We start from the raw sequence: 18,204 nt of genomic DNA on the forward strand, positions 1-18,204 counted from the left end.
ATCTGGCCAGGACCTTTCCGGCATTAAGAATAAACTTTTCCATGGCAATAGGTTCATTCTAATAAATATAGCCAAAACACAACTAACAGATGGATTCACCATTGCTCAAATTTATCCTCCTCTAACCTCCTATTCTAAAAATGGCCTTAATATAGAATAAATTTGAATCCTGAATTTTTAGGTACTCTTTGCAATTGCATTTCCCTTATTGCAAAAAAAGTCGCTTTTTTACAATAGGATATATCTTATTGCAAAAAAAACATATATTTTGCAATAGTGGTTTTCCAATTGTAATTCATATCATGATTATGCAAAATTTCAAATCTGGTAAGTATATAAATCAGGGACATTATAAAAGCTTCCAACCAAATCCTATAAATAAAGAATGGTTATTGGATGATATGGAAATTCTAAGCTTGCTATCCAAGGCCGATAGGCAATTAGGAAGGCTCGATATGTATAGCGAACATATACCGGACATAGATCTTTTTATAAGTATGCACGTACTAAAAGAGGCTACCCAAAGTAGCAAAATAGAAGGTACGCAGACTAATATGGAAGAGGCATTATTAGATAAAGAAGATGTTAGCAATGAAAAGAGAGACGACTGGGAGGAAGTACAGAACTATATCTCTGCCATGAGCAGGGCTATTGAAATGTTAAATGAAATTCCATTTTCCAGTAGACTTATAAAAGAGACACACAAGGTTTTATTACAAGGAGTAAGAGGTGAACATAAACAACCTGGTGAATTCAGAAAAAGTCAAAATTGGATCGGAGGAGCTTCTATTAATGATGCCACATTTGTTCCTCCAGTTCACACAACCGTGGGTGAATTAATGAGTGATTTAGAAAAATTCACACATAACCAGGAATTATATTTTCCAGACCTATTAAAAATAGGAATTATTCACTACCAGTTTGAAACCATTCATCCCTTTTTAGATGGAAATGGTCGTGTCGGGAGATTATTAATAACCCTTTATTTAGTTGATAAGGAGATTCTTAAAAAACCAATTTTATATTTATCCGACTTTTTTGAAAGAAATAAGAATCTCTACTATGATAATTTAATGCGAGTAAGATCAAATAATGATTTAAAACAATGGCTTAAATTTTTCCTTGTAGGAGTTATCGAAACGGCAAAAAAGGGTGTTGAAACTTTTGACGAAATATTAAAATTAAAGCAGCATTCCGAACTTAACATACAGACGCTTGGATCTAGAGCAAACAATGCACAAAAGATCTTACAGTATTTACTAACTAGACCAGTAATTGATATTAAAAAGGTAGAAGAAGTTGCAGGTGTATCTAATAGAACTGCTTACAATTTATTAAGTGATTTAGAAGAATTAGAAATTTTGACCGAAGTAACCGGAAGTAAAAGAGGAAAAGTTTATGCGTTCAAGAAATATTTAAGTCTTTTCAGTTAAACTCAATAGTATAAATCTCTTCAAAAAATTCATTCACAAATACTCAATGCGATTTAATTGTGAAAAATAAATGAATAAATCTATAGGTAGAAAATAATTAGCTAAATGTTGTACATATGTTGTACCCAAGAAGAATTAAAAAAGCCTTACATCTCTGTAAGGCTTGATTTTACTGGTGGTCCCACCTGGGCTCGAACCAGGGACCCCTTGATTATGAGTCAAGTGCTCTAACCAGCTGAGCTATAGGACCCATCTTGCATTATGCTTGATGAGGGCGCAAATTTAAAGAAATAGAGCAATTCTCACAAACAAATTTTATTTATTTTAAATTACCTGAGTTTTTCTCTCTTTTCCTATATTTTCATTTCTAAATAGTACCAAAAATGGTACCCTTAATAATAGCTACTTAAATCAATATTTTCTAAATAAACCACTGTAGCATATCTTACAATACCTAAGACAACAAAAATTGTTACTATGACCAAATAGGCAGGCTTTACATTTACAAGTTCTTGATATTTAAATCTTCTATTGAGGTAGTAAAAACTCACAAGCACACAAATTACAAATGGAAGAACAGCCTTTGTGATCTCTCCAATCAGAAGATAAGTAAGATTTTCATGGTTTACATTTTCAGTTTTAAAATATGCTGTTAATAAAACAAGAATTGAACCTATTATCCATGGATACATTATTGTTTCTAGCCATAACTCTTGTTTAGAATGTGGGTTAAGCTTTAAATAAAAAAAATAAGAAAGAGGTAAAAAAAAGGAAATATAAAAGCTAGTCTTCATAACAAGAAGGAAACCAGTTATAACAGCTATTACACTGTACCATAGCAGCCATTTTTTCTTATAAGCTGGTTTCCGCTCCTCTAATGTTTTTGTCCGTTTTAGCTTTAAGAGAAACTTCTGATATTTCTGAATATTTATGTCTTGCCCTTTCAAAACACCTCTTATTTTTTCATCAGATCCATATATGAAAAAGCATAATCCTACCCCAAATAGCATTACTAAGATTAATAATGCCTTTGAATAGCTATAAGTGAAAAATACATAATTCACCTGTTGGAATGACAAGGGTGGTTCACTACCATCAGGCATTACAAAATCTGCTGATTTGGCCATAATGGAATACACAATAAGCAGGAATGTAAATATTAAAAATATAAACGAGAATTTATTTTTTTTCAAATCCATAATAGAAATGTTATGGTTATCATGCGTGATAACTGATTAATACAAATATATACAAACTTTGGGTTGTCTTAAACGACAACTTAAATGAGAGATGAAACCTTACAGAAAAAAGTAGGTCAACGCATTCAGGAGTTAAGAGAACTCAAGAATATCTCTCAGCAGGATTTAGCTGCAAAATGTAATTTCGAAAAATCCAATATGTCCAGATTGGAAGCAGGTAGGGTCAACTCCACATTATCAACCTTGAATAGGATTGCAATAGGACTTGGTGTAAATATAGTAGAACTTTTTAAATTTTAGCTATTTATAAAGAATCACATCTGGACATCTACTTTAATAATATTCGAATCTTGATTTTCATAGAAATCTTTAATAATTTCTGCATCGATAAAATCAGAATCTATAAGCATTAAAATCCTAACAAACTGTTGGGGGTAAATATTATAAATAGAACTAGCTGAGCTAAATTTTTCAGCATTTACTAAACAGTTTTCATTTTCACAGAACTCCTCCAGTCTGAAGCAGGTGCATTCAGGGACTTCTGTCATACCAGGAAATAATAGAGATAAGGTTAATTTTCGGAAGACTTTTCTGTTTTGATCTAGTGAATTCCAATTCCATCTATCCTTAAATTCATTTATTATTTCGTAGCTCCAATCCACATTCTTGTTTTTAGAGAGATATTCGAAATCTATTTTTTCCTGGTACTCAGAAATCTCCTTTAAAGAAAAAGGATAAATCTCAGAAATCAATTTATTTACACTTTGAAATGACAAACTATTCATTCTGAATCTAAAAAAAGCTATTTATAATAGTATCCATAAAAAATAATTCTTAAAATTATTCAATTTCAGTGGAAATTTCTCCACTTAAGCATGTGCATTTATTATTAAATCATCAGTCCTTCATCTGAAAAACTGAAGTACTTATATGGAGTAATAATTAAATGATCCAGAACTTGGATATCTAAAAATTTTCCAGCCTCACTTAATTTTTGTGTAAGCTTTTTATCACTCTCACTGGGTTTGAGGTTGCCACTTGGATGATTATGCACCAAGATAATTCCTGAGGCATTGCATTTAAGGCTAACGCTGAATACCAATTTCGCATCCACTAAAGTCCCTGATACTCCTCCTCTGGATACTGGATAAATTCCCAATACCTGATTAGCTCTGTTGAGCAATAGGACTTTAAATTCTTCTTGTAATTCAATAGTTCCTTTGTTCCAACAAGCAAGGATTAAATTGTAAGCAGTATTGCTTCCTGTAATTTTTGTTTTAGTTTCTCCACCACTACAATAAGAAACCTTTATTTCGGATAATACTTTATTTTTCATTTCCTGGTTCTTTAAGAATGGAGGTTAATGAAACTGCAATTCATTAACCTCCAAATAATTATTCTACACCGTTAGTTGAGAAGGCATTTTTATTATCAAACTTTACAAAGTCATCAACTGTGGATTTCGATTTTTCCACTTTGTGCTCCTCCTCTTCAGAATCTGGAACAAATTCATACCTGTAATCCAGTTCTATTACTTCACCTGTTTCTTGAATGGTATACTCATAGGGATCAACATCTACTTTCTGAATTCTACCTGGTATTTCTGTTCCAATAAGCGCCTTACAGGTAATTTCATCAAATGTGGAAGGTATGGTAGCTTTTCTGGCAGTCACATAATACTTCCTGGTTTGCTGTGATTTTACCATTTCTATTCCACCCTGTAGTTCCAAAACAAAGAATTCTTTTCCATCATCAGATTCTCTTTCTTTGTAATTAATAATTCTAACCATAATTTTAAATTTTTGAGTTGAAAGTTTTTCTCCAGTACAGCAAAAATTATCTACAGAAGGAAAATCAGCTATCACCTTGATTAAATTTCTTAGCTAAAATTTTTGAACTGTACAAATGGAGGTGGGGGGTATCCCCTTTGCTGGTAATGGGTGGGGGTTTTGCTACAGGGTATTCTATGAATGCTAATTTTTTTTATAAAAAAATTATGATATTAGCGGACTATTAAAATTTAAATCTATTAGATTGCTGTTTCAATATTACATAATTGAATCAAAGGTCTAAAAAGTCGTACCCCTTAAACTCCTAACACCAAATCTTGAGAGATTATCAAAGTGAATATTTAGATTTTAGAGATATTTATAAGAGGCAGAAGAGGCCTATAGCGGTAAACTTTAGAGAAATTGTTGATGAGAAGTTCTATGATAGAGCTACTCACCTTATTCATAGTTATCCTGCAAAATTAATTCCCAATATACCATACTTCTTTCTAAACAACTCATACTTTGTTAACAAAGAAGATTGTATCCTAGACCCATTTTCTGGCTCTGGAACAGTGATGTTAGAAGGTCAATTGGCTGGATTAAAATCATATGGAGCAGACGCTAATCCCTTAGCTCGATTAATTTCGTCAGTCAAAACCAATTCATATGATTTAAAATTAATTGATACGCTATTCTGTAGAATTGAAAATAACTATCAAAACCATGATTCAAAACAAAATTATCCAGATGTAGTCAATATTGATTATTGGTTTTTACCCCATATTAAAAGCCAATTAAACCAAATTCTGAATTGCATTGAAATGCTGGAAAGTGAAAAATATAGAAATTTTTTTCTTCTTAATTTTTCCAATTTAGTTAAGAAGGTAAGTTTAGCTGATTCACGAGTTTCAGTCCCGGTTAGATTAAATCCTAATAAATATCCTATTGGACATCATTTAAGAACTAAGCAGCAAAATACACTTGAAAATCTCAAAAATGTTGATGTTTTTGAGAAGTATAAGGAAATTGTAAATCAAAATTTAAAAAGATTCATCTCTAAGGGTGAGACTCTTTATAATGGTCAGGTAATTTCAAGTGATGCTCGTAACATAGATCTTCCAAAAAAATCTATAGATTTTATATTAACCTCTCCGCCTTATGCAGGTGCACAAAAATATATTAGAGCTTCAAGTTTAAATTTAGGCTGGACAAAATTAGGCTCAGGAAGTGACTTAAGAAAATTGGATAGACAGAACATAGGCAGGGAAAATTATAGAAAGACTGAATATTTAGAATTAAATGATACTGGACATCCTGACGCTGATAAACTAATTAAAAAGATCTATAAAATTAATCCATTAAGAGCACATATAGCCTCTAACTATTTGATTGAAATGACTCAAGCTCTAAAGGAATCCATTAGATTACTTAAGAAAGATAAATATTTTGTTTTAGTAGCAGCAAACAATAGAGTTTGTGGTTTAGAATTCGAGACACAAAGGTATTTGAAAGACATAGCAATTAAGCATGGAATGCAATTAGAGTGCGAATTAATAGATGATATTCAATCTTATGGGTTGATGACAAAACGTAATAAAACTGCAAGTATAATTTCCTGTGAATGGGTTTTAATTCTTAAAAAAACTGCGAATGAATGAAAAGTACATTAAAAAAATCAAACTATTAAATGAAACAATCTGGGAGAATAAAGTTTCAAAAAATAAAATTGATTCTTGGCTTGATAATTTTGAGGAGGAAGAAAAAAATCAAGCGTTATACTTGTTAACCCAATTCATTTATTACAGCGAATTTTCCGTAGAAAAATTACTAGAAGCACTCTATCGTGATGTTTTTAAGTATCAAATTATTTTTAACATAAGGAAACGCAATGAAAATACTTTAGATCACGAATTTTTAGAGGATGAATTCATTAAGCATTTAAAGAAAACTCGCTTTGTTAGTCTTGGTAATCCATCAGAGAGCAGTGCTACAATGATGGGATTAATGAGAAAAATTAATAATTTACCAACTGACTTATTTATTTCAGAAGAAAAATTAAATTCTAAGCTAGGAGAGATTAATCATTTTATTTTTATCGATGATCTGTGTGGGAGTGGTAATCAAGCTGTTACCTATTCCAATAAATCATTACCAAATCTTAAAAGAAACTACCCAGATGCTAAAGTTTGGTACCTAATGCTTGTTGCAACTCAAAAAGGAAAGAAAAACATTATAGATAATTCGAAATTTGACTATGTTGAATCTATACATGAATTAGATGACTCCTATAAGTGTTTTTATCCCGATTCACGAATTTTCACAAATAAGGACAGTGATATTGATCCTATAGAAATTAAAAAGTTTACAGGTAAGTACGGAAAACCCATTTGGCAAAAAATTATTTCTAAGCAAATTCCGGAAATTGATCCAGTTAAACTTGATCAAATTAGTGAAGATCATAAACATGGATATGGAGATGGACAATTATTATTAGGTTTTCATCATAACACACCAGATAATACATTACCAATCATCTGGTGTAATGAAGAATACATTGATTGGAAAGCTATTTTTAAAAGATCAAATAAAATTTACAGCCTATGAAAAATCCATTTAATGTAACCAAAGCAGTAGATTATTCTGATGAAGAATTAAATAATTATTGGGTGGATTTCCCTCAAGTAGGTTTCAGGGCTACTATAAAGCCTACTTCTGAAATGCCTATGATTATTTTAGGTAGTAAAGGGAGTGGAAAAACTCACATTATGAAGCACTTTTCCTTTACAATGCAATCTTTAAGGCATTGTAGAGATTTAAAAGAAGGTATTTTAAATGATGGGTATATAGGAACATATTTACGTTGTTCGGGTTTAAATGCATATAAATTTAGTGGCAGAGGAGAAACCGAAAATGTATGGGAGACTTTTTTTTCTTATTATCTAGAATTATGGCTAAGTCAACTCATCTTAAATAATATAAGTGTACTTATAAAATCAATTCAGATTAAGGTAGATGAAAAAGAACTAGTTCAAAAAATTTTAAATCTCTTTGATCAGAATTTCAATAATCAGGATATAGAGGATTTTAATAGTCTAACTAAAGTATTAAATGATTTACAGAAAGAAGTTGACTTCGCAATCAATAATAGAGCATTAACCAGAATTAAAATCTCAGAGCAAGTTAATGTGTTAATAAGTCCAGGGAAATTAATCTTTGGTATCCCCGAGATCTTGTCACAAGAGATATCAGAATTTAAAAATCTCAAATTCTTATATTTACTCGACGAATATGAAAATTTCACTGAGAGCCAGCAAAAATATTTTAATACCTTAATAAGAGAAAGAAAAAATCCTTCATGCTTTAAAATTGGTGCTCGTAGGTATGGTATTAGAACGAAAAAAACACTAAGTGCTGATGAAGAAATAAAACAAGGATCTGAATATGAATTGATAGATATTGATGAAATATTCAGAAAGAATCCAAAGGATTATAAAACCTTCATTAAACAGATTTGCGTAAAAAGGCTTTCAAATTATAACGTTAGTATTAACGGCAATGATTTCCAATCATTTTTTGAAAATTTTGAGCAAGAAAAGTTATTTGAACAAGTAAAAAAAAGAGGCAAAATACATCTTCGAAGACTTGAAAAGAAACTTGTAAAGTATAGAATACCCAACTCAACAATTATTGTTAACAATTTAAAATTCAATAAAAACCCGCTTATTGAAAGAACAAACATATTTCTTCTATATAGAGCTTGGAAAAGCAATAAGGACCTACATAATGCATCGATTGAAATTAATTTAAATGCTATTGAATTCTCAAGAAATCCACAAAAAAAATCATCACACGGAAAAATTCTAGATAAATATAAGAATGATATAATTGACTATCTCTTTAGAGAAAATAACATAAAACCTCAATCGAAAATTGGGTTTAGTAATCTCGTAAGAATTTCTAATGGAATTCCGAGACACTTTTTAATTATTATGAAACACATTTTTAGATGGAATGAGTTTTATGGAAATACAATTTTTAAAAATTCGAGTAACAAGATCAATGCATTGAGCCAGATAAATGCTGTATCAGATGCAGCTTCATGGTTTTTAGAGGATGCGAAATTACCTGGTGAAAATGGGAATAAAATGAAAGACTCTATTGAAAGATTATGTGGTTATTTGAGGGAATTAAGGTTTTCTGATTTACCGCCTGAATGTTCTATCTCTACATTTTCAATAAGTCCAAAAGTTCTATCTAATGAGATTATGGAAATAGTGAATTATTTAGAGCAATACTCCTACTTGATAAAAATAGATATTGGAAGAAGAGATAAAAATAATAATAACAGAAATCTTACTTTTCAAGTAAATGGTTTATTAGCAATGGAATGGGAGCTATCATTAGCCAGAAGAGGTATAGTTGATTTTTCTGATAGTGAAATGAAGGCAATTTTTGCTCCTGATAATGAACAGGAATTTAGAAAGCTAAGATCAAATAGCTTGGTTCATTACAATGCGCCATTTCTCAATGAAACCCAGATTTTGGATTTATTCTCAGGTAGTATATGAATTACACACATTTATATAAAGAAAAATACGACCAGCTAGAAAATTTTAAAGATGCTACTTCTAAAAAATACGATCTTTTTATTTCAGCCTATAATGAAAGTGACAGAGTAAAAAGTGTATTTGAAAATATAGAAGCCAATAATAAACACTGGTTAATTTTGCCAGAATATCAATTTGAAAATATTGAATTATCAGAATTGGAGCAGCCTGTGTTCGATTTTACAAATAAGAATGAAAATGATGAGGATGAAATTATTTTAGAATACTATGAGAATAACAAAGAATTAATCCATAACTCTAAAATTGCTATAGATATTACTGGCTTATTAAGACCATATATAATTTATATTTTAAGGTTATTACATAGTAAGGGTATAACTCAAGTTGACTTCATTTATTCAGAACCTTTTGAATATAAAAATAAGGAAGAAACCGAATTCTCTTTGGATTATTTCAGAATAAGGGAAATTAAAGGCTGTTTAGGAAGTCATAACCCGGAAACTAATCAGGATTTATTATTCTTAGGATCAGGATATGATTTTAATAGAATGATTGCTATTGCAAAAGAAAAAAAAGAAGCTAAAAAAGTTCAGGTTTTAGGGTTTCCATCACTTCAGGCAGACATGTTCCAACAAAATATCATTAAATCTTGTAAAGCAGAAGAGGACGCTTTTTCAGGTGAATTTGATTTAGAATCTGAGAACGTGATTTTAGCTCCTGCAAATGACCCATTTGTTACTGCAAAACTTCTAAGTGACTACCTTAAAAAAAATAACTCTTTTACAAATTTATATTTGTGTCCATTATCTACAAAAGCTCAAACCTTAGGTATCGGTTTATTTTACATTATTGAATGTTTAAATCTTCCAGCAAGCATAATTTTTCCTTTTTGTAAAGGTTATTCCAGAGAAACGAGTAAAGGATTATCAAAAATTTGGATTTACACAATAGAATTTCCTGAAAATTAGAAAAATTATGATTACAGATAATGAGGAAATTATGAAATTGTTCCCTTTTGAACCAACCTCTGATCAAAAAACAGTTTTAAAATTATTAAAGGATTTTCTGGTAAATAGTCCTGATGATTTCTTTATTATCAACGGATCTGCTGGAACTGGAAAAACACTATTGATGTCTGTATGTGTGGATTTTCTAATAAAAAAGAAAATTAATTATAGCATTGCAGCACCAACTGGCAGAGCAGCAAGGATTCTTGCTTCAAAAGCTAATGTGCCCTGTTCAACAATTCACTCATTAATCTATAACGTATCTACAGATCCAGATGAAGGAACTATTAGATTCAATTTAAAGGACAATGAGGCTACTGATTATACGGTTTTTATTGTAGATGAGGCTTCAATGGTATCCTCAAAATCCATTGCTGATCAAGAAAGCCTTTTTGAAGGCGGGAATTGTTTACTGGATGATTTTATTTACTTCGTAAAACAGGGAAATGATCTAAATAAAATAATCTTTGTAGGAGATAAAAATCAATTACCTCCTGTAAAAGAGGAGTTTTCAGCTGCTTTATCTAAAGATTACTTAAGAGAAAACTATAATATTTCTGGAAATTCTTATAGACTTGAGCAAGTCAAAAGGCAAAATAAGAATAGCCCTCTTTACTTATGCATTGAAAATATCAAAGATTCAATAGAAAATAAAGCTCTTGATATAGGAACAAAAGAATTTTTTAAAGAATATAAACAATTACAAGCTGAATACAGTTATGCATTAGATTACGATGAAAAAGGTTATGAATATTGTACAGCTATAGCTTATGCCAAGAGCAAAAATTTAGAATTCAATTTAAATGTTCGATCAATTTTGTTTGATAATCCAACTGATAAAATTGTAACTGGAGAACTATTAATAATTAATAGAACCCTAAGAAAATCTGAATATACCTTATATAATGGGGACCATGTTATTGTAAAGAAAATTGATCTAAATGATATTCACAGAATTGAGAAATTAGAGTTTGCTAAAATAACTATAGAAGCTAAGGATATTAACAACAAAACTTTTGAAGTTGAAGACTTTATATTACTCAATACTTTAGATAGCGTTCAGGGTTTGAAGGTTAAAGAAGAAAAAGCACTTCATCAAAATCGTAAAATTCAAAATAAAAAATATAGAGAAAATGGCAATGCTATGGAAGACCCATACTTAGGAGCAATACGAGCATTGTATGGATATTCTATTACTGTGCACAAAGCTCAAGGTGGTGAATGGGAGAAAGTGTATATTTCAGATTGGTTTCCTGAATCAAACACCTATTTCAATTCAAAATACACTGCATTTACAAGAGCGAAAAATGAAGTTTTCATCTACAACAAATATTAATTAATTCATGAATATTTGATGTATATCTCTTAGAAAGTTTATCCTGTCTCATTTTCCAGGTTCTCCCTAAATCCTGACTACCAAATTTTACCTTATCTGCCAATTGACGATTAAGCCTATCTATTGTTTTCATTAGAATTGCATGCTTAGCATTAGGTGATTCAAATAATGTTAACTGGCGATGATTCTGTGAGATTAAACCCATTACAATGATTCCTGCTTTCTTATACTGATAACCCTCTTTATAAATTTTTTGAAGTCCTGTTTCTGCTAATTTTATCAAATCAATGCTAGAATTTGTTGGATATGGGCAATGCAGTGTAATTCCTGCTCTATACTGTTTAAGATCCTCTCTAAATGGATTAGTTAATAGAAACAGCTGAATCAAATTACAACAAGAATCCTGCTTTCTAAGTTTGGCAGCTGCCCTCACAGCATATGTTGAAACTCTTTCCCTTAATTCATCATAATCTGAATACATGGTTTCAAATGCTCTTGTTACTGCAATATTCTTTTTAATCTGAGTTTCCTCTAGATCAAGAATATTCTCTCCAGCTAAGTCTCTTTTTAATCTTAAGCCTACGATGCTCATTTTAGATTGAACATACTGATTGGGCAACTGAGTAAACTGCCAGGCATTATGGATATTAATTTTTTTCAATCTTTCAGCATACCTTCTGCCTATACCCCATACATCATCAATCTTAGTCCACTTCAATCCCTTCATTCTTTTCACCTCAGAGTCCATAACATAAACCCCTCCAGTTTGACTAGTAAATTTCTTGGCTATCTTATTAGCCACTTTAGCTAATGATTTAGTTGGTGCAATGCCTATACTAATTGGAATTCCTGTTGCTTTAATAACTCTATATCGAATTTGTAGGCCATATTGATTTAGATCAAAGTGATCAAATCCTTTTAATTTTAGGAATGATTCATCTATACTATATACTTCTATATCTGGAGTATAATCTGAAAGTATATTCATAACTCTAGAACTCATATCCCCGTAGAGAGCATAGTTAGAAGAAAAAACATGGACATTGTATTTATCAAATAGTGATTGAAATTTGAATGCAGGTGCACCCATTGGTATTTCTAAAGCTTTAGCTTCATTACTTCTAGCTATTACACAACCATCATTATTAGACAAGACCACAACAGGTTTACCATTTAAAGATGGGTTAAATACTCTCTCACATGAAGCATAAAAATTGTTACAATCCACCAGTGCAAACATCAATAACTCTTAATTACATGAACCACTATTCCCCATATCAATAAATCGTTGTCTTTGGTTACTTTAATAGGTTTATATTTTTCATTTTCTGCTACTAACCATACCATATCATTTTCAACCTTTATTCTTTTAACTGTAAAATCACCATCAATAAAGCATACAGCTATTTTGCCATTTCTTGCTTCAAGACTTTTATCAATTACAAGTAAATCACCATGTTCAATTCCTGCATTTTTCATGGAATCACCTTCCACCCTTCCAAAAAATGTTGAATCCTTATTTCTAATAAGCTCTCTATTGAGATCTATTCTATCTTCTAGATGGTCATCTGCTGGTGAAGGAAAACCTGCTGAAATACCAGATGACATCAAACAGATAGTAAAAGAAACTGTATTTTCTGGAAGAAATATTTTCATTCAATATTGAAGTTTAATAATCTTCAAATTTAAATTAAATTGGATTAATTCCAATATTTAGTATTATTTCCTATTAAATATTTTATTTAAGCTTAGGAAATATTTAAATTATCTTTACTTATAAAATGAATTACAATGTGCTATAGAACTAAATTAAATTCAAAGTTATCAACTCTGGAGAAATTACTAGATGCTCGTTTTATTGAACCAGATGCATACAAACCCATGAAAGAGATAAATGCCTTTACATATATCAAAACACCTGTAATTACTGATGAGAATACAGGTGAAATAAACATGTTTCATTGGGGTCTAATTCCTTTCTGGGCAAAGGATGATAAGATTAAGAAAATGACTTTGAATGCCAAAATTGAAACTGTTGAAGAGAAACCAGCATTTAGAAATTCCGCAAAAAATAGATGTTTGATAATCGCTGATGGTTATTATGAATGGCAGTGGCTTGATCCTAAAGGAAAAGAGAAGCAAAAATCTTTATTAGAACCAGAGGATCAAGAAGTTTTTGCTTTCGCTGGAATATATAGTACCTGGAAAAATCCTGAAACAGATGACCTCGTAAATTCATATTCTATTATTACCACTGAAGCCAATGAACTTATGAGTGAAATTCATAACAATAAGAAAAGAATGCCTGTGGTATTAAAAAAAGAAGATCACAGCCTTTGGTTATCAGGTAAGGAAGTAAGTCATTTTGCATTTCCATATGAAGTGCCATTAAATGCCACTCACGTTGAATAAGGTATCTTTATACTTTTTTCTGAAATTAAACTTAATGATTTTTGACAGAAAAATATTTATAAAAGCCTTGCTCCTGAATTTCCATTTACACATAAAACTAAGCTCATTGAAAGAGATTCGTTTTATTCCAATTACTAAAAATTGAAGAGATAGAAGCTATAATTTCTACTCACCAGGAGCAAAATCCCAATAATATTTATTTTAAATTAATAATTGCGCTCACCAAGAAAATGATGAGCGCATCCTTCAACTCAAAAACCAATCGTAAGCAGAATCACCATTGATTGCTTTTGAGACCCCTTTTGCAAAATCATAGGCATTTTCATTTCTATCAAGGAAAGTATCAATGTAGCTGCTCTTATTGGCTCCTGTGAGAAGATTGTAAAGTTTCCAAATATTTATTTCTCCATTATCATTCCTACAAAAGCTTTCATCCTTATAATAATCTTGTGCTACAGTGGAAAAATGATTTTCATTCAATATCAAATCTGGTAGAGCAATTTTATCCTTTTTGGGAAGGTAATTGTACAACCTTACTTTCCCAAGTAATTGTGCAAATTGCTTTTCAGTAAGAAAATAATCTTTGAAATCTTTCATTTCTCTATACTGCTCTTCATAGTCATAATCGGCAACGCTCTGTTCAATCATCCTCTCAAGTTCCTGGTAGGAGGCTGCTTTCAATTCTCCTGCAAAACCATCTGAAGAAATACAGAGATTACAACATACCATATTCTGAAATCCTATAAAAAATTTGAACTTCTCCAAACTCTTTTTACTGTAAAGATTTTCCTGATTATAAGCCCTTACCCCTCCTATACATAAGGCTATATTATTTCCATCAATAGTTTGTGTAATACCGGGAATAAGAGAGAGAAATGCCATTCTCTCGTAGTAAATAGTCCTTTGATGATTTTGCAATTCCTTAGCAGGAATATGTAAAGCATCAGGAGTCCTCCCTTTTACCTGATGCGAAACTCTGATTTCAGGACATTCAATCTGTTGATTTGGAAAAACTTTTTGAAAAGCCTCCAGAGTCACTTCTATGAATTCCTGATGGGCTATTGTTTGTTCGTTATCCTTGCTAAAGACTGGCACTATGCAGTCATTTCTTAAATGGGATAGGTCAGCCTCTACAGTATTTGCCTTAATAAAAGAAGTTCTATTTGAAGGTATTTCATTATCTTTCCTGGTACCAGGAATAGTATCAGGAGTATGACTATTTATATTTTCCTGGTACTTTTCCTGTGGTTTAACTGTTTGTAGTTCCATTTTTACTGTAATTTTTCTGGTGAGTTAAATCATTTAATAGTTTTTGTTTTTTAATAAACTCTTGTTCCAACTGCTTTGCAAGATCCTTATGCTCAGAATATAATTTGGTTAATTCTCTATTGGTGGAACATTCCTGAATTTTATGTTGCAATTCTGGAAGAGTAATGGTGCTGTTACACCATTGCAGAATTTTACTACCTGTGTTAGAATTGAGTGTAAACTCTGGTTTATCCATAAACAAACCTGTTCTATCCTTAGAAGCCAAAGCATGGTGCTTGATGTCTATATCAAAGACTAAAGTAAATTCATAATCAATTTCCCCTCTCTGTATGGCTTTTAAACCAACTTTTTCAGGAATGTACTTTCCATCCTTTTGATTTAAAACATAATCCTGTTTTGTTCTAATGGTAGAAATGATATGGCATGGAGACTGAAGAATCTTATTTATAAAAGCCTTCTGCCTGGGAGTAACTTTATTCCAGTTCGTAAAACTGTTACCTGCAAGAGAAGCATGATATTCCAGCAGAAATTCCCAGCAGTGGGTTATGCTGTCTAGAATAATTACCTCAACCCCTTCCTTTTCACAGATTTCAATTGCTTGAATATACCTTTCAGGAGAATGGGGAGAATCAAGAGGTAGCACTTTGTATGGCCCTAAATGGGCATAAAGATCAGCAGAACCATTTTCAGTATCTATAATGGCTACATTTTCAAAATCCCCCTTAGTTAAGCCCTTTGCAAGTAAAAGCGCTGAATATGTCTTACCTGCTCCCGCAGGTGCTTGGAGAGCCATTTTAATCTTGGCTCTTTTTCTTTCTGATTTTCTTAAATTCATAATTTTGCTGATTTAATTTCATAAAAAAAGCCCCAACTGAGGCTTAAATTTTTTGGACCACCTACAAAAAGAAAGTGTCCAAAGAAAAACATTTTACTAAGATTAAGTAAATGGATTATTTCCTTCTATAGTATATGTACAAATGCACACCTGGAGTAATGTGCATTTGTACATGGTAACTTTTTCTTATTCTACTTTTCTACCTTTTTCAGCTTTAAATATTTCGAAATGTCCTCTTGCATTTTTTCTTTACTAAAGTTAGAGTAGATTGTAGGTAAAAGATTCATAATTACTTTTAGATCTAGTTCAAATAATGTTGTTTTTATAGGACCTTCCCTCTCTTTAGAATATTTTTCCACTCTTTCCATCTTTTTCAAAATTCCTATAGTAAGGAAACGTTTAAAAATTCTTTCCCTTACCCTCCTTTTAATTCCTAACTCATATTCAATTTTATTTTTAGGCCATTCAAAGGGTTCAAAATTATTTCTCTTGAATTTTATTAACAAAGTTTCAAATAGTACGCGTTCTGGCAAATCAAAAATTTTATTGTTGTAGTTTTTAATTTGGTTATATCTAATACCAAAAAGAGTATCATAATCCATTACGAAATATTTTAAAAAAGGCACATTTTTTTCCAAAAGGCTTTTCGGGGTAGTTAGAATTTTGGCATACTCATCTGCAACCCATTCAAAAGAATTATCTTTTTCAGAAATCTTTAAAATAATGTATTTATCCTTCCCATCTGAAAGATTATCCACCACTTCCTTATCAAAATCATATAATAGTTCCTTATCCTTCTGAAGAATATCTATCTTTTTGCTTTCAAGTTTTTCAATCCTTCTTTTGCCTGCCTCCTCTATTTTTCGCTGATGATTTTTTATCACTTTATCAACATCTACATAATCAAATAATTGTTTTTTTTTCATTTTTCATTCTTAATTAAATATTCAACATTAACCTCTTTTAGCAGTTTCTCAATTGCATCATCTATAACCTTATCTTCAAAATCTTTAAGGTAACTTTGAGTAACATTTAGATCTTTGTGTCCTAAAGATTGACTGACTACATCTGTAGAAATCCCTACGTATTTTAAATTAGTTGCAAAACTGTGTCTTGCTGTATAGCTGGTTATTTTCTTATCTATTTCCAGTATTTCACCAATCTTTTTCAATTTCCTATTATAAATCCTCAATGTTTTCTTTTTTCTATTCTCAATTTGAATAGGAGTTAAATTAGTTTTTAACAGGATAGGAAAGACATATGGTGTTTTCCGATTTTGAATTTTATAATAATCGAGGATTTCCCTAACCGGTGGCAGAATCTTAATACTGAACTTTCTCTTTGTTTTTGACCTGGTATAATAAAGTCTATCCCTACTGATGTTTTTCCATTCCAATTTCATTTGATCAAAGAAATTCATTCCCTGTGTATAGTAACTAAATAGGAAGTAATTCTTGGCATTGATGAGGTCAGGATGCTCTTCAACATCTAATTTTTCAATAAGCCCTATCTCATCACGTGTTAATGCCTTTTTAGTACTCCGACTTTTAAACCTGCTTACTTGAAATTTATTGAAGGGGTAATATTTCTCTTCTACTAAATCAGCATTCAATGCCTGATTATAGAGGCTTCTAATAGCTCTCATTTTGACACCAATTCCACCATCAGTATTTCCTTTACTTCTTAAGAATACTTCATATTGATGCAGTAGATCATATGTAACATCCTGAAAAGTTATTGATTTATCATTTGTAAATTTGAAAAAAGAATTATACGTAGATATAAGTACTTGAGCATTTCCTGTTCTACCTGCTTGATTGAGCTGCTGGATTTTTTCATTCCAAAAATCAGCAATTGTTATTCTGTTATCAGATGTTTTTTTAAACCTTTTCTCAAATTGCTTTAAAGTAAAATCTATTCCCTTTAGCTCGAATTCACTTATAATAGCATTTGCTTCATTTTCCTTTTCTTGTATAAGTAAATTATCAATCTGATTGTTAGGGTGTTTACTCAATAGCTTCTTGCCATTCCAATGACTCTTTTTACAACTGATACCTAAAGAAAAAACTTTAGTCTTATGCTTCTTTGTAACACTTAAAACTATTGGATATGTCCCATCAGCTTTAATTCTTGATCTTAAAAAAATTCTTACCATAAATTTTAGATTTTAATTAATCACTACTTATTATTTCCATTAATCTTACTGTCCAGTATTCTTTTCTCCTCCTGAAGAGTTCTCATTGGATTTTGTGTCAGCCACATCTCCAAATCACTTTTTTTAAAAAGCAATTTTCTATTGTATATATTAATATAGAACTACCCCACATTTCAATTTAAAAGTATACCACTTATTACCAACTTGAACGTCCAACC

18 protein-coding genes and 1 tRNA gene are annotated in these 18,204 nt (G+C 30.9%); 8 read left to right on the plus strand and 11 right to left on the minus strand.

Annotation, left to right across the window (positions count from 1 at the left end; genetic code table 11):
- Nucleotides 1–308 precede the first annotated feature (308 nt).
- Nucleotides 309–1,433: a Fic family protein gene (locus tag AB8M93_RS17745; RefSeq protein WP_373060170.1), complete on the plus strand. Its 1,125-nt coding sequence runs from the start codon at nt 309–311 to the stop codon at nt 1,431–1,433.
- Nucleotides 1,434–1,606: 173 nt separating this feature from the next.
- On the opposite strand, the gene AB8M93_RS17750 is transcribed toward AB8M93_RS17745, so the two are convergent.
- Together AB8M93_RS17750 and AB8M93_RS17755 are read right to left on the minus strand one after the other, a co-directional pair.
- Nucleotides 1,607–1,683, minus strand: a tRNA-Ile gene (locus AB8M93_RS17750).
- A 142-nt stretch (nt 1,684–1,825) separates the two neighbouring features.
- Nucleotides 1,826–2,560 (minus strand): hypothetical protein, encoded by a 735-nt coding sequence (locus tag AB8M93_RS17755; RefSeq protein ID WP_373060172.1) that lies wholly within the window; start codon nt 2,558–2,560, stop codon nt 1,826–1,828.
- Between the two features lie 156 nt (nt 2,561–2,716).
- On the opposite strand from AB8M93_RS17755, the gene AB8M93_RS17760 reads away from it, so the two are divergent.
- Nucleotides 2,717–2,932 (plus strand): helix-turn-helix domain-containing protein, encoded by a 216-nt coding sequence (locus AB8M93_RS17760; protein ID WP_373060174.1) that lies wholly within the window; start codon nt 2,717–2,719, stop codon nt 2,930–2,932.
- A gap of 14 nt (nt 2,933–2,946) precedes the next feature.
- On the opposite strand, the gene AB8M93_RS17765 is transcribed toward AB8M93_RS17760, so the two are convergent.
- The 3 genes from AB8M93_RS17765 to AB8M93_RS17775 all read right to left on the minus strand — a co-directional run bounded on the left by AB8M93_RS17765 (nt 2,947) and on the right by AB8M93_RS17775 (nt 4,422).
- Entirely contained in the window at nt 2,947–3,384 is a 438-nt protein-coding gene (locus AB8M93_RS17765; protein WP_373060176.1) for a hypothetical protein, read from the minus strand.
- Between the two features lie 137 nt (nt 3,385–3,521).
- Complete coding sequence (locus tag AB8M93_RS17770; RefSeq protein WP_373060178.1) at nt 3,522–3,968, minus strand: JAB domain-containing protein; 447 nt, start codon at nt 3,966–3,968, stop codon at nt 3,522–3,524.
- 58 nt (nt 3,969–4,026) lie between these two features.
- Entirely contained in the window at nt 4,027–4,422 is a 396-nt protein-coding gene (locus tag AB8M93_RS17775; RefSeq protein ID WP_373060180.1) for a hypothetical protein, read from the minus strand.
- A 317-nt stretch (nt 4,423–4,739) separates the two neighbouring features.
- Here AB8M93_RS17775 and AB8M93_RS17780 point away from each other — a divergent pair, with 317 nt between their 5' ends.
- Genes AB8M93_RS17780 through AB8M93_RS17800 form a run of 5 tightly spaced genes read left to right on the plus strand, consistent with a single transcriptional unit; the run spans nt 4,740 to nt 11,315 of the window.
- Nucleotides 4,740–6,062 (plus strand): TRM11 family methyltransferase, encoded by a 1,323-nt coding sequence (locus AB8M93_RS17780; RefSeq protein WP_373060182.1) that lies wholly within the window; start codon nt 4,740–4,742, stop codon nt 6,060–6,062.
- On the plus strand, nt 6,055–7,008 hold the full coding sequence (locus tag AB8M93_RS17785; protein WP_373060184.1) for a phosphoribosyltransferase-like protein: 954 nt from the start codon (nt 6,055–6,057) through the stop codon (nt 7,006–7,008). Before AB8M93_RS17780 ends, AB8M93_RS17785 begins: the two co-directional genes overlap by 8 nt.
- Nucleotides 7,005–8,972, plus strand: a complete 1,968-nt coding sequence (locus AB8M93_RS17790) for an ORC-CDC6 family AAA ATPase (RefSeq protein ID WP_373060186.1) — start codon at nt 7,005–7,007, stop codon at nt 8,970–8,972. Before AB8M93_RS17785 ends, AB8M93_RS17790 begins: the two co-directional genes overlap by 4 nt.
- Nucleotides 8,969–9,940: a hypothetical protein gene (locus tag AB8M93_RS17795; RefSeq protein ID WP_373060188.1), complete on the plus strand. Its 972-nt coding sequence runs from the start codon at nt 8,969–8,971 to the stop codon at nt 9,938–9,940. Before AB8M93_RS17790 ends, AB8M93_RS17795 begins: the two co-directional genes overlap by 4 nt.
- A gap of 7 nt (nt 9,941–9,947) precedes the next feature.
- Nucleotides 9,948–11,315 carry an ATP-dependent DNA helicase gene (locus tag AB8M93_RS17800; protein ID WP_373060190.1) on the plus strand — a complete coding sequence of 456 codons (1,368 nt, stop codon included), beginning with the start codon at nt 9,948–9,950 and terminating at the stop codon, nt 11,313–11,315.
- On the opposite strand, the gene AB8M93_RS17805 is transcribed toward AB8M93_RS17800, so the two are convergent.
- A complete protein-coding gene (locus AB8M93_RS17805; protein ID WP_373060201.1) occupies nt 11,296–12,555 on the minus strand; it encodes a Y-family DNA polymerase in 1,260 nt (419 codons plus the stop codon). The genes AB8M93_RS17800 and AB8M93_RS17805 overlap by 20 nt on opposite strands.
- The gene (locus tag AB8M93_RS17810; protein WP_373060191.1) at nt 12,555–12,971 is read right to left on the minus strand and encodes a LexA family protein; all 417 of its coding nucleotides are present in this window, start codon (nt 12,969–12,971) and stop codon (nt 12,555–12,557) included. Before AB8M93_RS17810 ends, AB8M93_RS17805 begins: the two co-directional genes overlap by 1 nt.
- A gap of 135 nt (nt 12,972–13,106) precedes the next feature.
- Here AB8M93_RS17810 and AB8M93_RS17815 point away from each other — a divergent pair, with 135 nt between their 5' ends.
- A complete protein-coding gene (locus AB8M93_RS17815; RefSeq protein ID WP_373060192.1) occupies nt 13,107–13,727 on the plus strand; it encodes an SOS response-associated peptidase in 621 nt (206 codons plus the stop codon).
- Nucleotides 13,728–13,973: 246 nt separating this feature from the next.
- Here AB8M93_RS17815 and AB8M93_RS17820 read toward each other — a convergent pair whose 3' ends face one another.
- From AB8M93_RS17820 to AB8M93_RS17835, 4 genes are all read right to left on the minus strand, one after another.
- Nucleotides 13,974–14,996, minus strand: coding sequence for a DUF3871 family protein (locus tag AB8M93_RS17820; RefSeq protein WP_373060193.1), 1,023 nt, complete (start codon nt 14,994–14,996; stop codon nt 13,974–13,976).
- Nucleotides 14,977–15,831: an AAA family ATPase gene (locus AB8M93_RS17825; RefSeq protein WP_373060195.1), complete on the minus strand. Its 855-nt coding sequence runs from the start codon at nt 15,829–15,831 to the stop codon at nt 14,977–14,979. The genes AB8M93_RS17820 and AB8M93_RS17825 overlap by 20 nt, the downstream gene beginning before the upstream one ends.
- A 191-nt stretch (nt 15,832–16,022) precedes the next feature.
- The gene (locus AB8M93_RS17830) at nt 16,023–16,757 is read right to left on the minus strand and encodes a hypothetical protein (RefSeq protein WP_373060197.1); all 735 of its coding nucleotides are present in this window, start codon (nt 16,755–16,757) and stop codon (nt 16,023–16,025) included.
- Nucleotides 16,754–17,986: a phage integrase SAM-like domain-containing protein gene (locus AB8M93_RS17835; RefSeq protein ID WP_373060199.1), complete on the minus strand. Its 1,233-nt coding sequence runs from the start codon at nt 17,984–17,986 to the stop codon at nt 16,754–16,756. Before AB8M93_RS17835 ends, AB8M93_RS17830 begins: the two co-directional genes overlap by 4 nt.
- Between the last annotated feature and the right edge of the window lie 218 nt (nt 17,987–18,204).

It is taken from the genome of Autumnicola aciditolerans (assembly GCF_041679265.1).
Lineage (GTDB): Bacteria > Bacteroidota > Bacteroidia > Flavobacteriales > Flavobacteriaceae > Autumnicola.